Origin of the sequence: Kitasatospora sp. NPDC085895 (assembly GCF_040702125.1) — a bacterium.
Lineage (GTDB): Bacteria > Actinomycetota > Actinomycetes > Streptomycetales > Streptomycetaceae > Kitasatospora > Kitasatospora arboriphila.
This window is the reverse complement of record NZ_JBFBJY010000063.1, coordinates 15,645-31,313: the sequence shown is the minus strand read 5'-3', so window position 1 is coordinate 31,313 and position 15,669 is coordinate 15,645. Positions and strand designations below refer to the sequence as shown.

Annotated in this window: 21 protein-coding genes; 14 read left to right on the top strand and 7 right to left on the bottom strand. The window is 75.0% G+C overall.

The features are described from left to right. Positions 1–90: 90 nt before the first annotated feature. The 4 genes from AB0442_RS30335 to AB0442_RS30320 all read right to left on the bottom strand — a co-directional run bounded on the left by AB0442_RS30335 (position 91) and on the right by AB0442_RS30320 (position 3,498). Positions 91–507 carry a cupin domain-containing protein gene (locus AB0442_RS30335; RefSeq protein WP_344624564.1) on the bottom strand — a complete coding sequence of 139 codons (417 nt, stop codon included), beginning with the start codon at positions 505–507 and terminating at the stop codon, positions 91–93. Beyond that, entirely contained in the window at positions 500–1,366 is an 867-nt protein-coding gene (locus AB0442_RS30330; RefSeq protein ID WP_344624563.1) for a sulfurtransferase, read from the bottom strand. Before AB0442_RS30330 ends, AB0442_RS30335 begins: the two co-directional genes overlap by 8 nt. A 68-nt stretch (positions 1,367–1,434) precedes the next feature. Further along, a complete protein-coding gene (locus AB0442_RS30325) occupies positions 1,435–1,983 on the bottom strand; it encodes an HPP family protein (protein ID WP_363549477.1) in 549 nt (182 codons plus the stop codon). A 27-nt stretch (positions 1,984–2,010) separates the two neighbouring features. Continuing rightward, on the bottom strand, positions 2,011–3,498 hold the full coding sequence (locus AB0442_RS30320; protein ID WP_366166837.1) for a vanadium-dependent haloperoxidase: 1,488 nt from the start codon (positions 3,496–3,498) through the stop codon (positions 2,011–2,013). Positions 3,499–3,919: 421 nt separating this feature from the next. Between AB0442_RS30320 and AB0442_RS30315 the strand changes: the two genes are divergently transcribed. The 3 genes from AB0442_RS30315 (at position 3,920) to AB0442_RS30305 (ending at position 6,625) form a co-directional block, all read left to right on the top strand. Further along, a complete protein-coding gene (locus AB0442_RS30315; RefSeq protein WP_366166836.1) occupies positions 3,920–4,855 on the top strand; it encodes a BTAD domain-containing putative transcriptional regulator in 936 nt (311 codons plus the stop codon). 291 nt (positions 4,856–5,146) lie between these two features. After that, positions 5,147–5,638, top strand: a complete 492-nt coding sequence (locus AB0442_RS30310) for a hypothetical protein (RefSeq protein ID WP_363549468.1) — start codon at positions 5,147–5,149, stop codon at positions 5,636–5,638. 108 nt (positions 5,639–5,746) lie between these two features. Beyond that, positions 5,747–6,625 carry a GNAT family N-acetyltransferase gene (locus AB0442_RS30305; protein WP_366166835.1) on the top strand — a complete coding sequence of 293 codons (879 nt, stop codon included), beginning with the start codon at positions 5,747–5,749 and terminating at the stop codon, positions 6,623–6,625. 25 nt (positions 6,626–6,650) lie between these two features. Here AB0442_RS30305 and AB0442_RS30300 read toward each other — a convergent pair whose 3' ends face one another. Further along, positions 6,651–7,226 carry a TerD family protein gene (locus AB0442_RS30300; RefSeq protein WP_366166834.1) on the bottom strand — a complete coding sequence of 192 codons (576 nt, stop codon included), beginning with the start codon at positions 7,224–7,226 and terminating at the stop codon, positions 6,651–6,653. Between the two features lie 232 nt (positions 7,227–7,458). On the opposite strand from AB0442_RS30300, the gene AB0442_RS30295 reads away from it, so the two are divergent. The 3 genes from AB0442_RS30295 (at position 7,459) to AB0442_RS30285 (ending at position 9,718) form a co-directional block, all read left to right on the top strand. Further along, entirely contained in the window at positions 7,459–7,911 is a 453-nt protein-coding gene (locus AB0442_RS30295; protein WP_366166833.1) for a BlaI/MecI/CopY family transcriptional regulator, read from the top strand. A 3-nt stretch (positions 7,912–7,914) separates the two neighbouring features. Continuing rightward, entirely contained in the window at positions 7,915–8,859 is a 945-nt protein-coding gene (locus AB0442_RS30290; RefSeq protein ID WP_366166832.1) for a M56 family metallopeptidase, read from the top strand. Between the two features lie 100 nt (positions 8,860–8,959). Further along, positions 8,960–9,718 (top strand): sporulation protein, encoded by a 759-nt coding sequence (locus AB0442_RS30285; RefSeq protein ID WP_366166831.1) that lies wholly within the window; start codon positions 8,960–8,962, stop codon positions 9,716–9,718. Positions 9,719–9,829: 111 nt separating this feature from the next. Here the strand turns inward: AB0442_RS30285 and AB0442_RS30280 are convergent, their stop codons facing one another. Continuing rightward, entirely contained in the window at positions 9,830–10,240 is a 411-nt protein-coding gene (locus tag AB0442_RS30280) for an organic hydroperoxide resistance protein (protein WP_263104544.1), read from the bottom strand. A 124-nt stretch (positions 10,241–10,364) separates the two neighbouring features. Between AB0442_RS30280 and AB0442_RS30275 the strand changes: the two genes are divergently transcribed. From AB0442_RS30275 to AB0442_RS30245, 7 genes are all read left to right on the top strand, one after another. After that, positions 10,365–10,835, top strand: coding sequence for a MarR family transcriptional regulator (locus AB0442_RS30275; RefSeq protein ID WP_263104545.1), 471 nt, complete (start codon positions 10,365–10,367; stop codon positions 10,833–10,835). 80 nt (positions 10,836–10,915) lie between these two features. Continuing rightward, complete coding sequence (locus AB0442_RS30270) at positions 10,916–11,338, top strand: hypothetical protein (protein ID WP_366166830.1); 423 nt, start codon at positions 10,916–10,918, stop codon at positions 11,336–11,338. Positions 11,339–11,393: 55 nt separating this feature from the next. Continuing rightward, a complete protein-coding gene (locus AB0442_RS30265; RefSeq protein WP_366166829.1) occupies positions 11,394–11,834 on the top strand; it encodes a MerR family transcriptional regulator in 441 nt (146 codons plus the stop codon). Between the two features lie 12 nt (positions 11,835–11,846). Then, on the top strand, positions 11,847–12,176 hold the full coding sequence (gene trxA / locus AB0442_RS30260) for a thioredoxin (RefSeq protein WP_344624549.1): 330 nt from the start codon (positions 11,847–11,849) through the stop codon (positions 12,174–12,176). 190 nt (positions 12,177–12,366) lie between these two features. Beyond that, entirely contained in the window at positions 12,367–12,789 is a 423-nt protein-coding gene (locus AB0442_RS30255; protein WP_366166828.1) for a MarR family transcriptional regulator, read from the top strand. Positions 12,790–12,880: 91 nt separating this feature from the next. Beyond that, on the top strand, positions 12,881–13,306 hold the full coding sequence (locus tag AB0442_RS30250) for a PPOX class F420-dependent oxidoreductase (RefSeq protein WP_344624547.1): 426 nt from the start codon (positions 12,881–12,883) through the stop codon (positions 13,304–13,306). A 120-nt stretch (positions 13,307–13,426) separates the two neighbouring features. Then, entirely contained in the window at positions 13,427–13,987 is a 561-nt protein-coding gene (locus AB0442_RS30245) for an NAD(P)H-dependent oxidoreductase (RefSeq protein ID WP_366166827.1), read from the top strand. Here AB0442_RS30245 and AB0442_RS30240 read toward each other — a convergent pair. After that, positions 13,873–14,721, bottom strand: a complete 849-nt coding sequence (locus tag AB0442_RS30240; protein WP_366166826.1) for an aquaporin — start codon at positions 14,719–14,721, stop codon at positions 13,873–13,875. The two genes, AB0442_RS30245 and AB0442_RS30240, sit on opposite strands and share 115 nt — an antisense overlap. A gap of 172 nt (positions 14,722–14,893) precedes the next feature. On the opposite strand from AB0442_RS30240, the gene AB0442_RS30235 reads away from it, so the two are divergent. Then, entirely contained in the window at positions 14,894–15,658 is a 765-nt protein-coding gene (locus AB0442_RS30235; protein WP_366166825.1) for a MerR family transcriptional regulator, read from the top strand. Positions 15,659–15,669 lie beyond the last annotated feature (11 nt).

Below are 15,669 nucleotides of genomic sequence, written 5' to 3'. Positions count from 1 at the left end.
CGCGGGTGGCGGGCGCCCGTCGTGCGGCGGCCGGGTACCGGGGCGCCGTGGTGGGCGGCTCCGGTACCCGGCAGCGGTTCGGACGACGGGTCAGGCGCCGGCGCCGACCCCGGTGGTGATCTCGTCCGCCTCGGGCGTGCGGGCCGAGGCCGGGCGGGCCCGGACGGCGAGCACCGTGCAGCCCTCGGCGCTGGACATCTGGTGCCGGGTGCCGGGCTCCTCCACGACGAGGTCGCCGCGGACGAAGCGGCGGCCGTCGCTGTGGTCGAGGACCCCGTCGAGGACGAGCATCAGCTCGTGGCCGAGGTGCTCGTGGAAGTCGCCGTGCGCGCCGGGCGGGAAGCGCAGCAGCAGGGCGGCGGAGTCCTCGCCCCGCTCCGCGTCCGGGCCCCACAGGACGACGAACTCCACGCCCACGCGGCCGGGTTCGGTCCACGGCACCCAGGGCAGGTCGGTCTGGTCGAAGCCGTTGCGCAGTACGTCGCGCATCACCGTCACGTCAGGCACGGGCCACCTCCGAGGTGCGGACGACGCCCCAGGGCAGCGGCCCGGAGACGATCGGGGCGCCCATCAGGGAGCCGAACTCCCGCCAGGCGCCGTCGTAGTTGGCGACGCCGGGGCGTCCGAGCAGCTCGCTCAGCACGAACCAGCTGTGCGCGGACCGCCAGCCGATCCGGCAGTAGACGACGGTCGGCGCGTCCTTGTCGAGCTGGCTGTAGAGCGCCTCCAGCTCCTCCGCGTCGCGGAAGGTGCCGTCCGGGCGGACGGTCGCGCTCCACGGGATGTGCTGCGCGGACTCGGCGTGGCCGGGTCGCACGCCCTGGTCGTCCGGGACGCCGGGCGGGGCGGTGCGCTGGCCGAGGTACTCCTCCAGCGAGCGGCAGTCCACCAGGTTGATCGCGCCGATGCCGCCGAGGACGGTGTCCCGGTGGGCGCGCAGCGACGCGTCGAGCGTCCGGACGGGGTACTCCACCGGCGTCCGGACGGGGGCCTCGACGGTCAGGTCGCCGCCGAGCGCCTCCCAGCGGGCGCGGCCGCCGTCCAGCAGCCGCAGTTCGCGGTGGCCGTGCAGCCGGAACTGCCAGTAGCCGGCCGCGGCCCACCAGTTGCTGTTGCCGCTGTAGAACACGACGGTGTCGTCCGGGCCGATGCCGTGCCGGCCGAGGAGGGCGGCGAACGCCTCCGGGCCGATCAGGTCGCGGCGGACGCGGTCCTGCAGGTCGGTCGTCCAGTCGAGGCTGACCGCCCCGGGTATCCGGCCGCCCGGGTTCGGGCCGCCGTCGGTGATCTCGACGAGGACGACGCCCCCGTCGGAGCCGTGGGTCCGGACCCAGTCGCAGTCGACCAGGACGCTCTCGCGGTCCATCGTTACTCCCTTCGGATCGCTGGGCCGGCCGGACCGGCGGCCGAGGGCCGCCGGTCCGCCGGGTGCGGTCACCACCAGTAGGTGGGGTACTTGCCGATCGCGCCGATCCGGGAGGCCAGCAGGCCGACGAGGATCAGCAGGACGCTGCCCGCTGCGAGCAGCAGCAGGAACCGTGCGGGGGCCGGGTGCTGGACGACCACCAGCACCGCGGTGGCGGCGGCCGGGGCGTGGACGGCCCGCAGCACGCCCATCAGGGCGACCGACAGGCCGGCCGCGACCGAGGCCGTCCACAGCGAGTGGCCGGCGACCGCGGCGGCCGCGTAGCCGATCACCGCGGAGCCGATCTGGCCGAGCAGCACGTTGCGCGGCTGGGCCGGCGGCAGGGCCGGACTGGCGCAGATGATCATCGCGGTCGCGGCGAGCGGCGCGATCAGCAGCAGCGAGTCGGTCGCCTTGCCGATCACGGCCAGCACCAGCAGCGACACGATGGTGGCGAGCGTGCCGGCCACGGTGGCCCGGGTGCCGGCGAAGGCCGGGGCGCGGCCGCCGAGGCCCCCGCCCGACCCGGCGGCCGGGGCGGGTGCGGAGGCCGGCCGGTTGGCGGTCTGGTTCGTCATGGTGTGTCAGCTCCCGTGGTGACGGCGTCAGTTGTGCGAGCCGTGGAGGAGGTCCATGGCCTTGCGGTGCACAACCCCGCCGATCTTGTGGCCCATCTCCAGGCCGGGACCGTTGTCGAAGCTCCAGTGCATGCCGCCGTAGATCCGGGAGATGCCGGCCTGCTCGGCGGCGGCGGTGAAGGTGGGCCACTGCAGCGTCACGTCCACGGCCGGGGTCAGCCCGGGCTCGACGGTCGAGGTGCCGGCCTTGAACAGGTAGGAGTCGCCGAACGAGTCGGTGCCGGTGAAGCGGCGGAGGAACTCGGCCGCGGCGCCGGAGAAGGTCGAGTGGCCGGAGACGGTGGCGGGGAAGCCCGGCACCGCCACGTAGGCCCGCCAGTGCACGCCGTCCATGGTGACGGTGCCCTGGCCGGGGCCGCCCCAGGCGCGGATCTGCTGACCGCGGCGGTCGTAGGGGACGAGCGTGGAGGGGCGGGCGAAGTCGTACTGCCGCTTGACCGCCCAGGAGCCGATCGCGGCGTCGCACTCGGCCATGTTGAGGCCGAAGAAGAGCACCGCGTCCTCGTCGATGCCGTAGCCGTCGCGGGCCGACACGAAGCGGGCCCAGGACTGCTGGGCGCCGGGCGGGGTGACGTCGTTGTCCAGCCAGAACTCGGCGATCGCCTTGTGCTCGTCGGTGAGGCCGGCGCTGATCTCCACCAGCTCCTCGATCGCGTCCGACATCCGGGTGGACGGGTAGGCCGGCGGGGCCGCCACGGTGAACTGGTCGGGCCGGCTCAGCGCGAACGGCGTCATCACGGAGAACTGCGGGGTCAGGAACTTCTGCGTCTTGCCGCCGACGATCAGCGGGGTCCAGTGCTCGGGTGCGGTGACCAGGGCGGGGTCGAAGGCGGCGATCGACTGCGGCTGGTTCGCCGCGGTGTAGCCGGTGGTGTCGGTGTAGCCGCCGGCCTGGTTGGCGCCGTCCTGGTGGCGGAAGTCGAGCACCGCCTGGGCCGTCCGGCGGCCGATGCCGGCCGGGGTGTTCGGGCCGGCCTGGGCGGCGGGGTCGTAGCCGAGGCTGCGGAGGAAGGAGTCGGCGGCGGCCGCCTGGTTCGGGAAGAGGTCGCGCATCGCGAGGTGCGCCGCGTAGCTGACGGCCTCGTTCTTGTTGGCGAGGGTGCGCTCGCGGCGCGGGCGGCGCAGCGAGCCGCCGAACCGGGTGCCCACCGCGCAGGAGTCGTAACAGGCCCAGGCGTCGTATATCGCGTTGTGGATGACGGCCAGCGCCCGCGCGTTGATGGTCGCCGGGCCGAACACCGTGCCGGCGAGCTTGTACTCGGCGAGGATGGCGTCCATCACGGCCTGGTTCCAGCGCACGATGACGCTGACCTGGTACGCGCCCGGCGCGCGGCGGCCCGTCCGGGTCTCGGAGGCCCACGCGGTGGCGGGCAGGGCCAGCGTGCCGGCCACGCCGAGTCCGGCGGCGATGACCCGGCGGCGGGTGGTGTTTCGGGTGGGGAGGGGAAGGGTCATCGGTGTCGTTCCTTCTCGCGTTCGGGCCGACGGCCGGGGAAGCGGCTTTGTGCGGAAGGTATGTGACGGTTCGTGGCATGAACGTTGCAGCCGCATTGCACCGTGTTGCACCGGAGCTGACGGTGTCTCGTCAAACATTTGTGCGGGCCGGAATCGCCGCTGCTCAGACGAACGGTGCCCGTCCGGAGGCCGATCGGCTTCTTCTATGGCTCCCATGCAATGCGGCGATGGCGCTCGCTGCGGCCGACCCGCGGTGGTTAGCGTGGAAATGAGGCCGCCCGACACCAGGGAGCGGAACCGACGAGCGGCACCGGGCACGGCACCGCAGCGCGGACGACACCGCGGCGAGGTGCCCGCCCCCGGCGCCGCGACGCCACGGACCGCCCCCGGGCGGACCACGGTGCGAACACGGGGGCAAGCCATGATCCAAGCACTTCCGGGCGGCGCCGGAATCCGCAGCGTCGCCACCGCCAGGGGCGGCCAGGCACGTCGGAGCGTCCCGGCCGATCCCGCTCCACCACCGCGCCCACGGGCCCTGCGGGCCGCCGACGGCACGGACGGCCACCGCCCGTGCCCGGTCACGGGCGTGCGGATCGACCTGCTGGGCGGCTTCGCCCTGCACCTCGACGGCGAGGAGGTCCAGCCGGGCATCGGCGCCCGCCGCCTGCTCGCCCTGCTCGCCGTCGAACCCGGCGGCCTCACCCGCGCCAGGGCCGCCGCCGTCCTCTGGCCGGGCCTCGAACCCGCCCGCGCCGGAGCGGCACTGCGCACCGCGCTGCACCGGCTCCCCGGCTGCCGCGCCGACCTGCTGCACGAAGGCCGGGAACGGCTCCGGCTCGCCCCGGACGTCGCCACCGACCTGGGCGAACTGCGCACCACCGCCACCCGGGTGCTCAACCTCGCGCTCCCCCTGGACGCCGAGGAACTCGGCCGGGCCGCCGCCTGCGACTTCGGCCACGACCTGCTGCCGGACTGGGAGGAGGACTGGCTCGACCACCACCGGATGCGCTGGCGCGAACAGCGCCTGCACACCCTGGAGGCACTCTCCTTCCGGCTCGTCCAGGCCGGCTGGGTGGGCGCCGCGGTCGACGCCGCACTGATCGCCATCCACGCCGACAACCTGCGCGAGAGCGCACACGAGACGCTGGTCGCCGCCTACCTGGCGGCCGGCAACCGGATCGCCGCCAACGCCTACCGGGCCACCTACCGGGAACAGCTCCGGCGGGAGCTCGGCGGCCGCGAGCCGGCAGCCCGCGACACGGGCGGCCGGCCCGGCGGGCCGCACGGCGGCGAGCAGGGCATCCGCAGCCTGCGAAGCCTGCACCGCCCTGCCACGGGCCGCCAGGACGCCCCCTAGGGCCTGTCTTCAAAGGCGTCCGGAGGTCGTTCAGGGGCGCGGGGAACTGCGCGATTCGGATGCGGGCCGCTGTGCGGACCAGGGGGCAGCCGGATTCCTCAGCTGCGCCACCCCCGGACCGCGCAGTTCCCCGCGCCCCTCCATCGACCTCCCGAGCGCACTTCGAAGAACTCCCAGGACCCGTCCGCGCGGCCACCCGCACCTCCGCCCCGCTGGACCGCGCGCCGCTGCGCCCTGCCCGCGCGGACCCGTCCCGACCCGTCATCCGCCGTGTTCTGGAGGCACTCCGTCGTGACCATGACCCCCGAGCTCAAGCCGCCGGGCCCGCTGCTGCCGGCCGCACCCGCGCCGCAGACCCTGACCACCCGGCTGCGCCCCGGCCTGCACCGCTGGGGCGTGACCCTGCTGCGGGCCGGACTCGGCGTGCTGTACGTGTGGTTCGGCATCCTGAAGATCATCGAGCGCAGCCCGGCCGGCGTCCTGGTGACCGGGACCATACCCGGTCACCCCGGCGGCTGGGTCGTCCCCGCCCTCGGCTGGGTCGAGGTGCTGCTCGGCCTCTGGCTGCTCTCCGGCCGCGGCCTGCTGCTCGCCCTGCCGGTGCTCGGCGCCCACCTCTGCGGCACCTTCGGCGTCCTGCTGTTCATGCCCGGCACGGCCTTCGACGACGGCAACCCGCTGCTGCTCACCCTGGTCGGCGAGTTCGTGGTGAAGAACCTGGTGCTGCTCGCCGCCGTCCTGGTGGTCACCACCGACTCCCGCCGGCGCCCGGACGGCGTCTAGTGCCGCGGACGGTCCGACCGGTGGCGTTGCCGTAAATGCTTTGCGGCGCGGACTCGGTGCTGCCTACGGTCGCCGGGCCGCCGTCCGCCCGCAGCGCCTGGAGCCGCCGTGCCGATCCGCCTCACCGCCCTCGCCGATCCCTCCGCCAGCCCGCACCGGAGCCGGACCGCCTGGCTCGCCGCCGACGACGGCGTGCCGGTGGGATCGGCCTTCCTGCGGCTGTCCGACCGGGACGAGCAGCGCCGGCTGGCCGAGGTGGAGATCACCGTGCACCCGGCCGAGCGTCGGCGCGGCACCGGCACCCTGCTGCTGGAGGCCGCCGCCGGGGCGGCCCGGACGGACGGCCGGGAGGTCCTGCTCGCCGTCGCCGAGGAGGGCGGGCCCGGTGAGGACTTCCTCGCCGCCCGCGGGCTGCGCCGGGTGCTCGTCCTGATCGAGGCCCGGCTGCCGTTGGCCGACGCGGACGAGGGGGCGCTCGCCGCCCGCGCCGAACGCGCGAACCCCGGCTACCGGTTGGTGGACTGGGACGGTGCCGTCCCGGACGACCTGCTGGAGCGCTACCTCGCCGCCCGCCCGGCGATGGACGACATGCCGCTCGGCGGTACGGGCCACGGCCCGGTCCGCTGGACGGCGGAGCGGCTGCGTGCCGCGGCCGACCAGGTCGCGGCACGCGGCGACCTCCTGCACACCGTCGCCGTGCTGTCCGAGGACGACGGCGCGATGGTGGCCTTCACCGAACTGGTGGTGCCGGGCGACGGCACCGGCGACGGCCAGCACTACGGCACGGGCGTGCTGCCCGGCCACCGCGGCCGCGGTCTGACCGGCTGGATGAAGGCGGCGTCGATCGGCACCGCCCGCCGCCGGCACCCGGCGCTGGAGGGACTGATGACCGACACGGCGGAGGAGAACACGCCGATGCGGCGCGCCAACGAAGCCCTCGGCTACCGTCCGACGCGCCGCCTCTGCCACTACCGGCTGGACCTGTAGGCCGGATCCGCCCGGCCCCGACGGGTCAGACGTTGACGCCGTAGTCCAGCGCGATGCCGCGCAGGCCCGAGGCGTAGCCCTGGCCGATCGCGCGGAACTTCCAGTCCGTGCCGTGCCGGTAGAGCTCGCCGAAGACCATCGCGGTCTCGCTGGAGGCGTCCTCGGAGAGGTCGTAGCGGGCGACCTCGCGGCCGGTGGCCCGGTCGACCACGCGGATGAAGGCGTTGCGGACCTGGCCGAAGTTCTGCAGCCGGCTCTCGGCGTCGTAGATCGACACCGGGAAGACGATCTTCGAGACGGCGAGCGGCACGGCGACCAGGTCGACCTTGATCTGCTCGTCGTCGCCGTCGCCGCCACCGGTCAGGTTGTCGCCGCTGTGCTCGACCGAACCGTCCGGGCTGGCCAGGTTGTTGTAGAAGACGAAGTGCTGGTCGGTCATCACCCGGCCGTTCTCGCCGCACAGCAGGGCGCTGGCGTCGAGGTCGAAGTCGGCGCCCGTGGTCGACCGGACGTCCCAGCCGAGTCCGACGATGACCGACGTCAGGCCCGGGGCCTCCTTGCTCAGCGAGACGTTGCCGCCCTTGGCCAGCGAGACTCCCATGGCTTCCCCTCCCGGAGTGCCGCACCGGGCCCGTCCGCCCGGCCGATCCGATCACTGTGAGCCATGAATCTACAGCACTGTAGAGGCCGAACGGGCCCTTCCCCGCGCCCTGACGCGGTCTCACCGGACGGCCCGGACCGGACCGCTCAGTAGGATGGCGGCGCCGTCGCACCCGCGGCGCGCAGCAGCGGGCGGGCGCAGGCCCTGCCGGGGACGCACGGGAGGCGCCGCCATGGTCCAGGAGCGCGAGCCCGACGCCGGCGGCTTCCGGGCCCGCCGCCGCGGCCAGGGCGAACTGGAGGCCCAGGTGCTGGAGCTGCTGCGGGGGGCGCCGGGGCCGGCCACCGCGGGCTGGGTCCAGGAGCGGCTGGACGGCGGACTCGCCTACACCACGGTCGTCACCATCCTCTCCCGGCTGCACGCCAAGAAGGCCGTCTCGCGCACCCGTTCCGGCCGCTCCTACCACTGGCAGGCCGCCGACGCGGCCGGGCTGGCCGCCCTGAAGATGCGCCGGGTGCTCGACAGCGAGGCCGACCGCGACGCCGTCCTCGCCAGCTTCGTCTCCGCGCTGCTGCCGCACGACGAGGTGCTGCTGCGGGCCCTGCTGGACAGCGCCTCGGACGGCACGGCACAGTCCGCGGGCACCGGGCGGGAGCACGACGGGCCGGCCCGCCGCGAGGGCTGAGCCGTGGCCGTCCTCGTCTTCCTCTTCCTGCCGCTCGTCCTGCCGCTGACCGCCCTGCCGATCTCCCGGCTGGCCGAACAGCACCTGCATCCGCGGGCGGCGACCCGGCTGCTCACCGGGTTCGGCCTGGCGATGGCCGGCTGCAGCGCGCTCTGCCTCGGCCTGCTCGGGGTGCTGGGGACGGCGCAGATCCCCGGCAACCCGCTGCCGGACAGCTGGTCCGATCCCGAGGTCCGCGACATGGTGCCGTTCCACGTCGAGGTGGGCGCGGCCTCGATCGCGATGCTCGCGGTGGTGCTCGGTGCGGTCGCCCGCACGCTCGCCGGCCGGTTGCGGGTCGCCGCCCGGGCGCGCCGTGCGGTCGCCGACCTCCCGGCGGAGGACGGGCCCGCGGTACTGCCCGACGACCGCCCGTACGCCTACGCCCTGCCCGGCGGGTCCGGCCGGATCGTGGTCTCCACCGGCATGCTGGCGCACCTGGCCGAGGACGAGCGGGCGGCCCTGCTCGCCCACGAGCAGGCCCACCTGACGCACCGGCACCACCGCTACCTGCTGGCGACCCGGCTGGCCGCCTGCGTGAACCCCTTCCTGCAACCGCTGCACCGGGCGGTGGCGTACTCCACCGAGCGGTGGGCCGACGAGGAGGCCGCCGGCGCCGTCGGCGACCGCCGGACGACGGCCCGTGCGGTCGCCCGGGCGGCCCTGGTCGCCCACCAGGGGGTGCTGCCGGGGGCCGCGGCCTTCGCCGATCCGGCGCCCGGTCCGGTGCCGCGCCGGGTGGCGGCGCTGCTCGGCCCCGTCCCGTCCGGCCGCGCCTGGCCGCCCGCGCACAGCCCGGCCGGTCCGGCCGCGATGCTGGCCGCCGCGGGCACCGCCGCCTCGGCGCTCTCCGCCCTGAACGCGGCCACCGCGCTGCTGCTGGTGCTGAAGGCCGCCACGCCGCTGTGACGGCGTGCCGCGGCGGTGTGCCGGGTCGGGGCCGTCCGGGTCAAGCGCGGGCAAAGTACGATCGGCCCCCTCACCACCCGAACCGGTAAGGAGAGCACCGATGGTGTTCAAGCGGCTTCTCGGCGCGCTGGGCGTCGGCGGACCCACCGTGGACACGGTCCTGTCCACGCCGACCGTGCACCCCGGCGGCACCGTCCACGGCCAGGTCAACCTGGTCGGCGGCGAGCGGGACGCGGAGATCAACGGCATCACCCTCGCGCTGGTCGCCCGGGTCGAGGTCGAGTACGAGGACCACGAGGGGCACACCAACAAGACCTTCGCCTCCGCGGTGGTCAGCGGCCCGCTGCGGCTGGCGGCGGGCGAGCACCGCGCGGTGCCGTTCGCCCTCCCGGTGCCGTTCGAGACCCCGGCGACCTCGATCGCCGGCCAGCACCTGTCGGGCATGGCGCTCGGCGTGCGCACCGAGGTGGACATCGCGGGCCAGCTGGACAAGGGCGACGCCGACCCGCTGGCGGTCGAGGCCCTGCCGGTGCAGCAGCGGGTGCTGGACGCCCTGCTCGCGCTGGGCTTCCGCTTCACCCGTGCCGACCTGGAGGCCGGCCACATCCGCGGCACCCGGCAGACGCTGCCCTTCTACCAGGAGATCGAGTTCCGGGCGGCGCCGCAGTACGCGCACCGCTGCAACGAGATCGAGGTGACCTTCATCGCCGACGCGTACGGCGTCGAGGTCGTCCTGGAGTTCGACAAGCGCGGCTTCCTGCACGGCGGCGACTCGGTGCGCACCTACCACCTCGACCACGCGGCGGCCCAGCAGGACCTGGCCCCCGTGGTGGACGGCTGGATCCGCGCCGCGCTGTAGCGGCACCCGCAACGGGAACGGCGGACCGCCGGGGCGCTCTCCCCGCCCCTGCGGTCCGCCGTTCCCGTTTCCCCCGTCGCCCCCGTTCCCCCCGTTCGCGCCCCGCGGCGGTTACTCGACGATCAGCTCGACCGGGATGTTGCCGCGGGTGGCCTTGGAGTACGGGCAGACCTCGTGGGCCTGCTTGACCAGCAGCTCGGCGGTCTCGCCGGCGAGCGCCTCGGGCACCTCGACGCGCAGCACCACGGAGAGGCCGAAGCCGGTGTCGTCCTTGCCGATGTTGACCTCGGCGGTCACCGAGATGTCGCCGGTGTCGACCTTGGACTGCCGGCCGACCAGGCCGAGGGCGCTGGCGAAGCAGGCCGCGTAGCCCGCCGCGAAGAGCTGCTCGGGGTTGGTGCCCTGGCCGTTGCCGCCGAGCGCCGGCGGCATCGCCAGCGCCAGGTCGATCTGTCCGTCGGAGCTCACGGCCCGACCCTCGCGGCCGTTGGCGGTGGCGACAGCGGTGTACAGCGCGTCCATGGACCCGTCCTCTTCCCACATCGGAGCGGCGGCCGGAGGTCCCGGCTGCCCTGTGACCACAAGTAGAGCACACAACTAAATTGCGCACAACTAAAATGTCGGCGACCCGGCTATCCTGGGAGGCATGACCGCACTGCCAGCGGTGCCCGAGGAGGACCTGCTCCGCCTCGACCGCCACATCTGCTTCTCGCTGCACGCGGCCTCGCGCGCCTTCGACAGCGTGTACCGGATCGTCCTCAAGGACCTCGGCCTCACCTACCCGCAGTACCTGGTGATGCTGGTGCTCTGGGAGCACGGCGACCTCCCGGTGAAGAAGATCGGCGAGCGGCTGCGGCTCGACTCCGGCACCCTCTCCCCGCTGATCAAGCGGCTGGAGGCGGCCGGCCGGGTGCGCCGCGAACGCAGTGCCGAGGACGAGCGCTCGGTCACCGTCCGCCTCACCGAGGAGGGCGCCGCCCTGCGCGAACAGGCCTTGGAGGCGGTGCCCCGCCGCATCCTGCGCTCCTCCTCGGTCACCGTCGAGGAGCTCGCCCAGCTGCAGCAGCTCCTCGGCCGGATCACCACCGCCCTGGACGAGGCCGCCGCCACGCTCTGAGCCGTCCCGGCCCGACCCGTCCGGGTGACGGCCCGTGTGTCGCCGCCGCGGCGCCCCGGGCCCGTGGTCGGCTGGGCGCCGTGCGCACCCCGCCGGCGGGCCTCGCCTGCCTCGCCGCCCTGACCCTCGCGGCCGTCCCCGGCCCGGCCTCCGCCTCCGCCCCCGCCGACACCGCGGTGGTGCGCGGCTTCCTGGCCGCGTACCGGGACGCCGTGCGCGGCACCGGCCCCGGCCTCACCCCCTCCGAGGTGCGCGCCGAGTGGCTGGCCCCGGAGCTGAACGCCCGCCTCGACGCGTGGCTGGCCGGCCACCCCGGCGCCGACCCGGTCTTCCGGGCGGCCACCGCCCCCGACTCCTGGACGGCCCGCCCCGCGGGCACGGCCGGCGGGCTCGTCCTGGTCGCCGTCGACGAACGGTGGGCGGGCGGCGCGGCGCTGCGGGTCCGGTACGCCGTGCGGAGTTCCGACCGGACGGTCGCCGACCTCCGGGAGACCGGCGGCTGATTCCCCGGCGGACGGGCTGGCGTTGACGTCCACGGCAAGGTCTACCGTCGGGGGCATGCGGATCGGCGAGCTGGCCCGGCGGGCGGGCACCACGACACGGACCCTGCGGTACTACGAGTCGCGCGGACTGCTGCCCGCCCGGCGCACCGGCAACGGCTACCGCGAGTACGACGAGGAGGACCTCCGGCTGCTCCGGCAGATCCGGATCCTGCAGGACTTCGGCTTCGGGCTGGAGGAGACCAGGCCGTTCGTCGAGTGCCTGCAGGCCGGACACCCCGCGGGCGACTCCTGCCCGGCCTCGCTGGACGTCTACCGGGCCAAGCTCGCCGAACTCGACGCCGTCGTCGCCCGGTTGCAGGCCGTCCGCGACGAGGTCGCCGCCCAGCTCGCCCGCGCCGAGTTCGAGGCCGCCGCCGACCTGCCAGGCGGTCCCGAACCGCGCTGCGAACTGGCCCCGCACTCCGGGCCCCGCCCGGGCCGTCCCGACCCGACGTAGAGAGGAACACCCATGGCGTTCGCAGGAATCGACGAGGTCACCGACACCACCTTCGCCACCGAGGTGCTCGCGGCCGACCGGCCGGTGCTGGTGGACTTCACCGCCGCCTGGTGCCCGCCCTGCCGCATGATCGCCCCGGTGCTGGCCGAGGTCGCCCGGGAGGAGGCGGACCGGCTGCGGGTCGTCCAGCTCGACGTGGACACCAACCCCGAGACGCAGGCCCGCTACGGGGTGCTCTCGATGCCGACCCTGATGGTCTTCCGCGGCGGCGAGCCGGTGAAGAGCATGGTCGGCGCCCGTGCCAAGGCCCGGCTGCTGCGCGAGCTCGCCGAGGTGCTCTGAGGCGCCCCGGCGCCGCCGGGGCGTGCGGGGGATGGGCGGCGGCTTGTCCAGGGCCGCCGCCCGCGAACCCGTCCGTACCGGAACGTACTCCTCCGGGCTTAGGTTGTAAAGCGCAACTTGGTGGCCGGTGCCGGACATCCCGCCCGCGCGCCGTACGGTGGTCCCGCCGTCCCCCACCGAAGGAGCACGCATGCCCGACCGCGACGCCGCCCTGGACGCCATCCAGCGCGAGCTCACCGCGTTCGCCCGCCGGGCCCGCCACAAGGCCGCGCAGATGCACCCCGACCTGTCGCTGGTCACCTACAGCATGCTCGACCTGATCAAGGAGCGCGGCAGCTGTCGCGCCGCCGACCTCGCCGCCCACTTCATGCTCGACAAGTCCACCGTCAGCCGACAGGTCACCGCCCTCGAGAAGCTCGGCCTGATCACCCGCGAACCCGATCCGGAGGACCAGCGCGGCCAGCTGCTGCGCCCGTCCGAGGACGGACTGCGGCTGCTCGCCGACGCCGCCGAGCGCCGCCGGCTCGCCTTCCGCGAGCGCTTCACCGACTGGACCGACGACGACATCGCGCGGTTCGCCGGCTACCTCACCCGGTACGGCGCCGGGGACTGACCGCCCGGGCCCGGGCGCACCCGGCCCCGGGCCGCCCGGCGCGACGGCGCGCCGCCCCGGGCCCTCCGGCCGCAGCCGCAAGGATGGCGCCATGACACGGATGACCGAGCCCGAATGGCGCGCCTTCCTCTCCCACGGCACCCGCACCGGCAAGCTCGCCACCACCCGCGCGGACGGCCGGCCGCACGTCACGCCCGTCTGGTTCGTGCTGGACGGCGGGGACGTGGTGCTCAACACCGGTGCGAGCAGCGTCAAGGGACGCAACCTCGCCCGCGACCCCCGCGCCATGCTGTGCGTCGACGACCAGCAGCCGCCGTACTCCTTCGTCCTGGTGCAGGGTCGCGCCGAACTCTCCGAGGACCCGGCCGAACTGCGGCACTGGGCCGGCCGGATCGGCGCCCGCTACATGGGCGAGGACCGGGCCGAGGAGTTCGCCGCCCGCAACGGCGTCCCCGGCGAACTCCTCGTCCGCCTCAGGATCGAGAAGGTCGACGCACAGGGCGCCATCTCCGCCTGAGCCCGTGCCGTAGCACCCGGCGTCCCGGCCCGCGGCGGGAAGAACCGCGGCGGGCCGGGTTGTTGCACGCCTCGGCCGGCCACCGCCGACCCGCGCCGCACGACGACACCCGGAGACCCGATGGCCGACCAGGCCCCGCGCCGCTTCCTCTTCCTGCTCGGCTCCACCCGCAGCGGCGGCAACGCCGAACTGCTCGCCAGGCGCGCCGCCGAACACCTCCCCGCCGGTACGCAGCAGCAGTGGCTCACCCTCGCCGACCTGCCGCTGCCCGCCTTCGCCGACCAGCGCCACGACGGCAGCTACCCGCCGCCCACCGGTCACGCCCGCACCCTGCTCGACGCCACCCTCGACGCCACCGACCTGGTGATCGTCTCGCCGCTGTACTGGTACAGCGTCAGCACGCCCGTCAAGCACTACCTCGACCACTGGTCCGGCTGGATGCGCGTACCCGGCACCGACTTCAAGGCCCGGATGGCCGGCCGCACCCTGTGGGCCGTCAGCGCCTACGCCGGCACCGACCCCGCCGACGCCGACCCGCTCGCCGGCATGCTCCGCCGCAGCGCCGACTACCTGTCGATGCGCTGGGGCGGCCTGCTGCTCGGCTCCGGCAGCCGGCCCGGCGACGTGCTCGCCGACGAGGACGCCCTGCTCGCCGCCAAGTCCTTCCTCGCCGCGCCCTGACCGCCCCGACCCGCTGCGGCGACCGGGCCGACCGGGCCCGCAGCGTTGTCCGGCGCGGCCGCCCGCGGGCCGAACAACAGCGCCACCAGCAGCAGCCCCGCGGCCGCACCCGCGCACTGCGCCAGCACGAACCCCGGCACCGAGCCGGGCGCGATCCCGGCCGTCCCGTCGGAGAGCGCCCGGCCCGCCGTCACCGCCGGATTGGCGAACGCCCCCGAGGACGTCCCCCAGCACGCCGCGACCGCCCACCCGGCCACCGCCACCGGCGCCCAGCGGCCCCGCCCCACGTGCCGCAGCCCGCACACCACCAGCAGCAGCACCCCGGTCGCCACCGCCTCCGCCAGCCAGAGCGGCCCCGCGGCCAGCCGCCGTCCGGAGACCTCCAGCAGCGGGCGCCCGAACATCGCGTTCGCCACCGCCGCACCCGCCACCGCACCGGCCAGCTGCGCCACCGGGTAGCAGACCAGCTCACGACCGGACGGGCCGCCGTCCCGCCGACCCGTCCACCAGACGGCGGCGGTGACCAGCGGGTTCAGGTGCGCCCCGGAGACCGGCGCCAGCACCGTGAGCAGCACCCCCAGGGCCAGCGCGGGGGCCAGCACCGCACCCACCGCGGCCGAACCGGCGGGCCCCGGCTGCGCCGCCCGCAGCCCCGAACCGATCAGCACCGCGGCCAGCACCGCCGTGCCGACCGCCTCCGCGGCCAGCCGCCTGAACAGGGCAGTCGTCATCATGCCGCCATCGTGTCCGGGCCGGCGGGCGGCGACAATTGTCCGGTGCGCCAGGCCGGACCCGGGCCCGCCCGGCGTCCGCTCGGAGACTCGCACGGCCGGGCCGCCGGAACCGGCTTGACCCTCACGCACCGTGAGGCCGGAGGCTGGGGGCAACGAGGAGGGAGCACCCGCGATGAGCAGCTACTCGGTCGGCCAGGTGGCCAGGACGGCCGGGGTCACCGTCCGCACCCTGCACCACTACGACGAGATCGGCCTGCTGTCACCCGGCGGCCGCACCCCGGCCGGCTACCGCCGCTACGAGGACGAGGACCTCGACCGGCTGCAGCAGGTGCTGTTCTACCGCGAACTCGGCTTCCCCCTCGATCAGATCGCGGACATCCTGGACGACCGCTCCGTCTCGCCGAACGAACACCTGCGCCGCCAGCGCAGGCTCATCGGCGACCGGATCCGGCACCTCCAGGAACTGGCCGCGGCGGTCGAACGAGCCATGGAGGCACAGAAGATGGGCATTCAGCTGACACCGGAGGAGAAGTTCGAGGTGTTCGGGAAGGACTACCAGGAGAGCTGGGAGGACGAGGCGGAGCAGCGCTGGGGCGGCACCGACGCCTGGAAGGAGTCCCAGCGGCGCACCGGCGGCTACGCCAAGGAGGACTGGGTGCGGATCAAGGCCGAGGCCGACGCGCTCAACACCCGCCTCGCCGAGGCCCTCGCCGCCGGCACCGCGCCCGACTCCGAGGAGGGCGCCGCCCTCGCCGAGGAGCACCGGCAGCACATCACCGGCAACTTCTACGAGTGCACCTACGCCATCCACCGCGGCCTCGGCGAGATGTACCTCGCCGACCCCCGGTTCACCGCCACCTACGAGAAGATCGCCCCCGGCCTCGCCCGGTGGCTGCGCGACGCCATCGTCGCCAACGCCGACCGCCGGGAGGCGTGAGCGGCCCGCGG

What these genes read in the sequence shown, in the direction of transcription:
- AB0442_RS30300 (WP_366166834.1), bottom strand. Translation starts at nt 7,226, where the DNA reads ATGGGAGTCTCGCTGGCCAAGGGCGGCAACGTCTCGCTGAGCAAGGAG.
- AB0442_RS30235 (WP_366166825.1), top strand. Translation starts at nt 14,894, where the DNA reads ATGAGCAGCTACTCGGTCGGCCAGGTGGCCAGGACGGCCGGGGTCACC.
- AB0442_RS30295 (WP_366166833.1), top strand. Translation starts at nt 7,459, where the DNA reads ATGGTCCAGGAGCGCGAGCCCGACGCCGGCGGCTTCCGGGCCCGCCGC.
- AB0442_RS30250 (WP_344624547.1), top strand. Translation starts at nt 12,881, where the DNA reads ATGACACGGATGACCGAGCCCGAATGGCGCGCCTTCCTCTCCCACGGC.
- AB0442_RS30280 (WP_263104544.1), bottom strand. Translation starts at nt 10,240, where the DNA reads ATGGACGCGCTGTACACCGCTGTCGCCACCGCCAACGGCCGCGAGGGT.
- trxA (WP_344624549.1), top strand. Translation starts at nt 11,847, where the DNA reads ATGGCGTTCGCAGGAATCGACGAGGTCACCGACACCACCTTCGCCACC.
- AB0442_RS30245 (WP_366166827.1), top strand. Translation starts at nt 13,427, where the DNA reads ATGGCCGACCAGGCCCCGCGCCGCTTCCTCTTCCTGCTCGGCTCCACC.
- AB0442_RS30330 (WP_344624563.1), bottom strand. Translation starts at nt 1,366, where the DNA reads ATGGACCGCGAGAGCGTCCTGGTCGACTGCGACTGGGTCCGGACCCAC.
- AB0442_RS30240 (WP_366166826.1), bottom strand. Translation starts at nt 14,721, where the DNA reads ATGATGACGACTGCCCTGTTCAGGCGGCTGGCCGCGGAGGCGGTCGGC.
- AB0442_RS30255 (WP_366166828.1), top strand. Translation starts at nt 12,367, where the DNA reads ATGCCCGACCGCGACGCCGCCCTGGACGCCATCCAGCGCGAGCTCACC.
- AB0442_RS30325 (WP_363549477.1), bottom strand. Translation starts at nt 1,983, where the DNA reads ATGACGAACCAGACCGCCAACCGGCCGGCCTCCGCACCCGCCCCGGCC.
- AB0442_RS30285 (WP_366166831.1), top strand. Translation starts at nt 8,960, where the DNA reads ATGGTGTTCAAGCGGCTTCTCGGCGCGCTGGGCGTCGGCGGACCCACC.
- AB0442_RS30275 (WP_263104545.1), top strand. Translation starts at nt 10,365, where the DNA reads ATGACCGCACTGCCAGCGGTGCCCGAGGAGGACCTGCTCCGCCTCGAC.
- AB0442_RS30315 (WP_366166836.1), top strand. Translation starts at nt 3,920, where the DNA reads ATGATCCAAGCACTTCCGGGCGGCGCCGGAATCCGCAGCGTCGCCACC.
- AB0442_RS30320 (WP_366166837.1), bottom strand. Translation starts at nt 3,498, where the DNA reads ATGACCCTTCCCCTCCCCACCCGAAACACCACCCGCCGCCGGGTCATC.
- AB0442_RS30265 (WP_366166829.1), top strand. Translation starts at nt 11,394, where the DNA reads ATGCGGATCGGCGAGCTGGCCCGGCGGGCGGGCACCACGACACGGACC.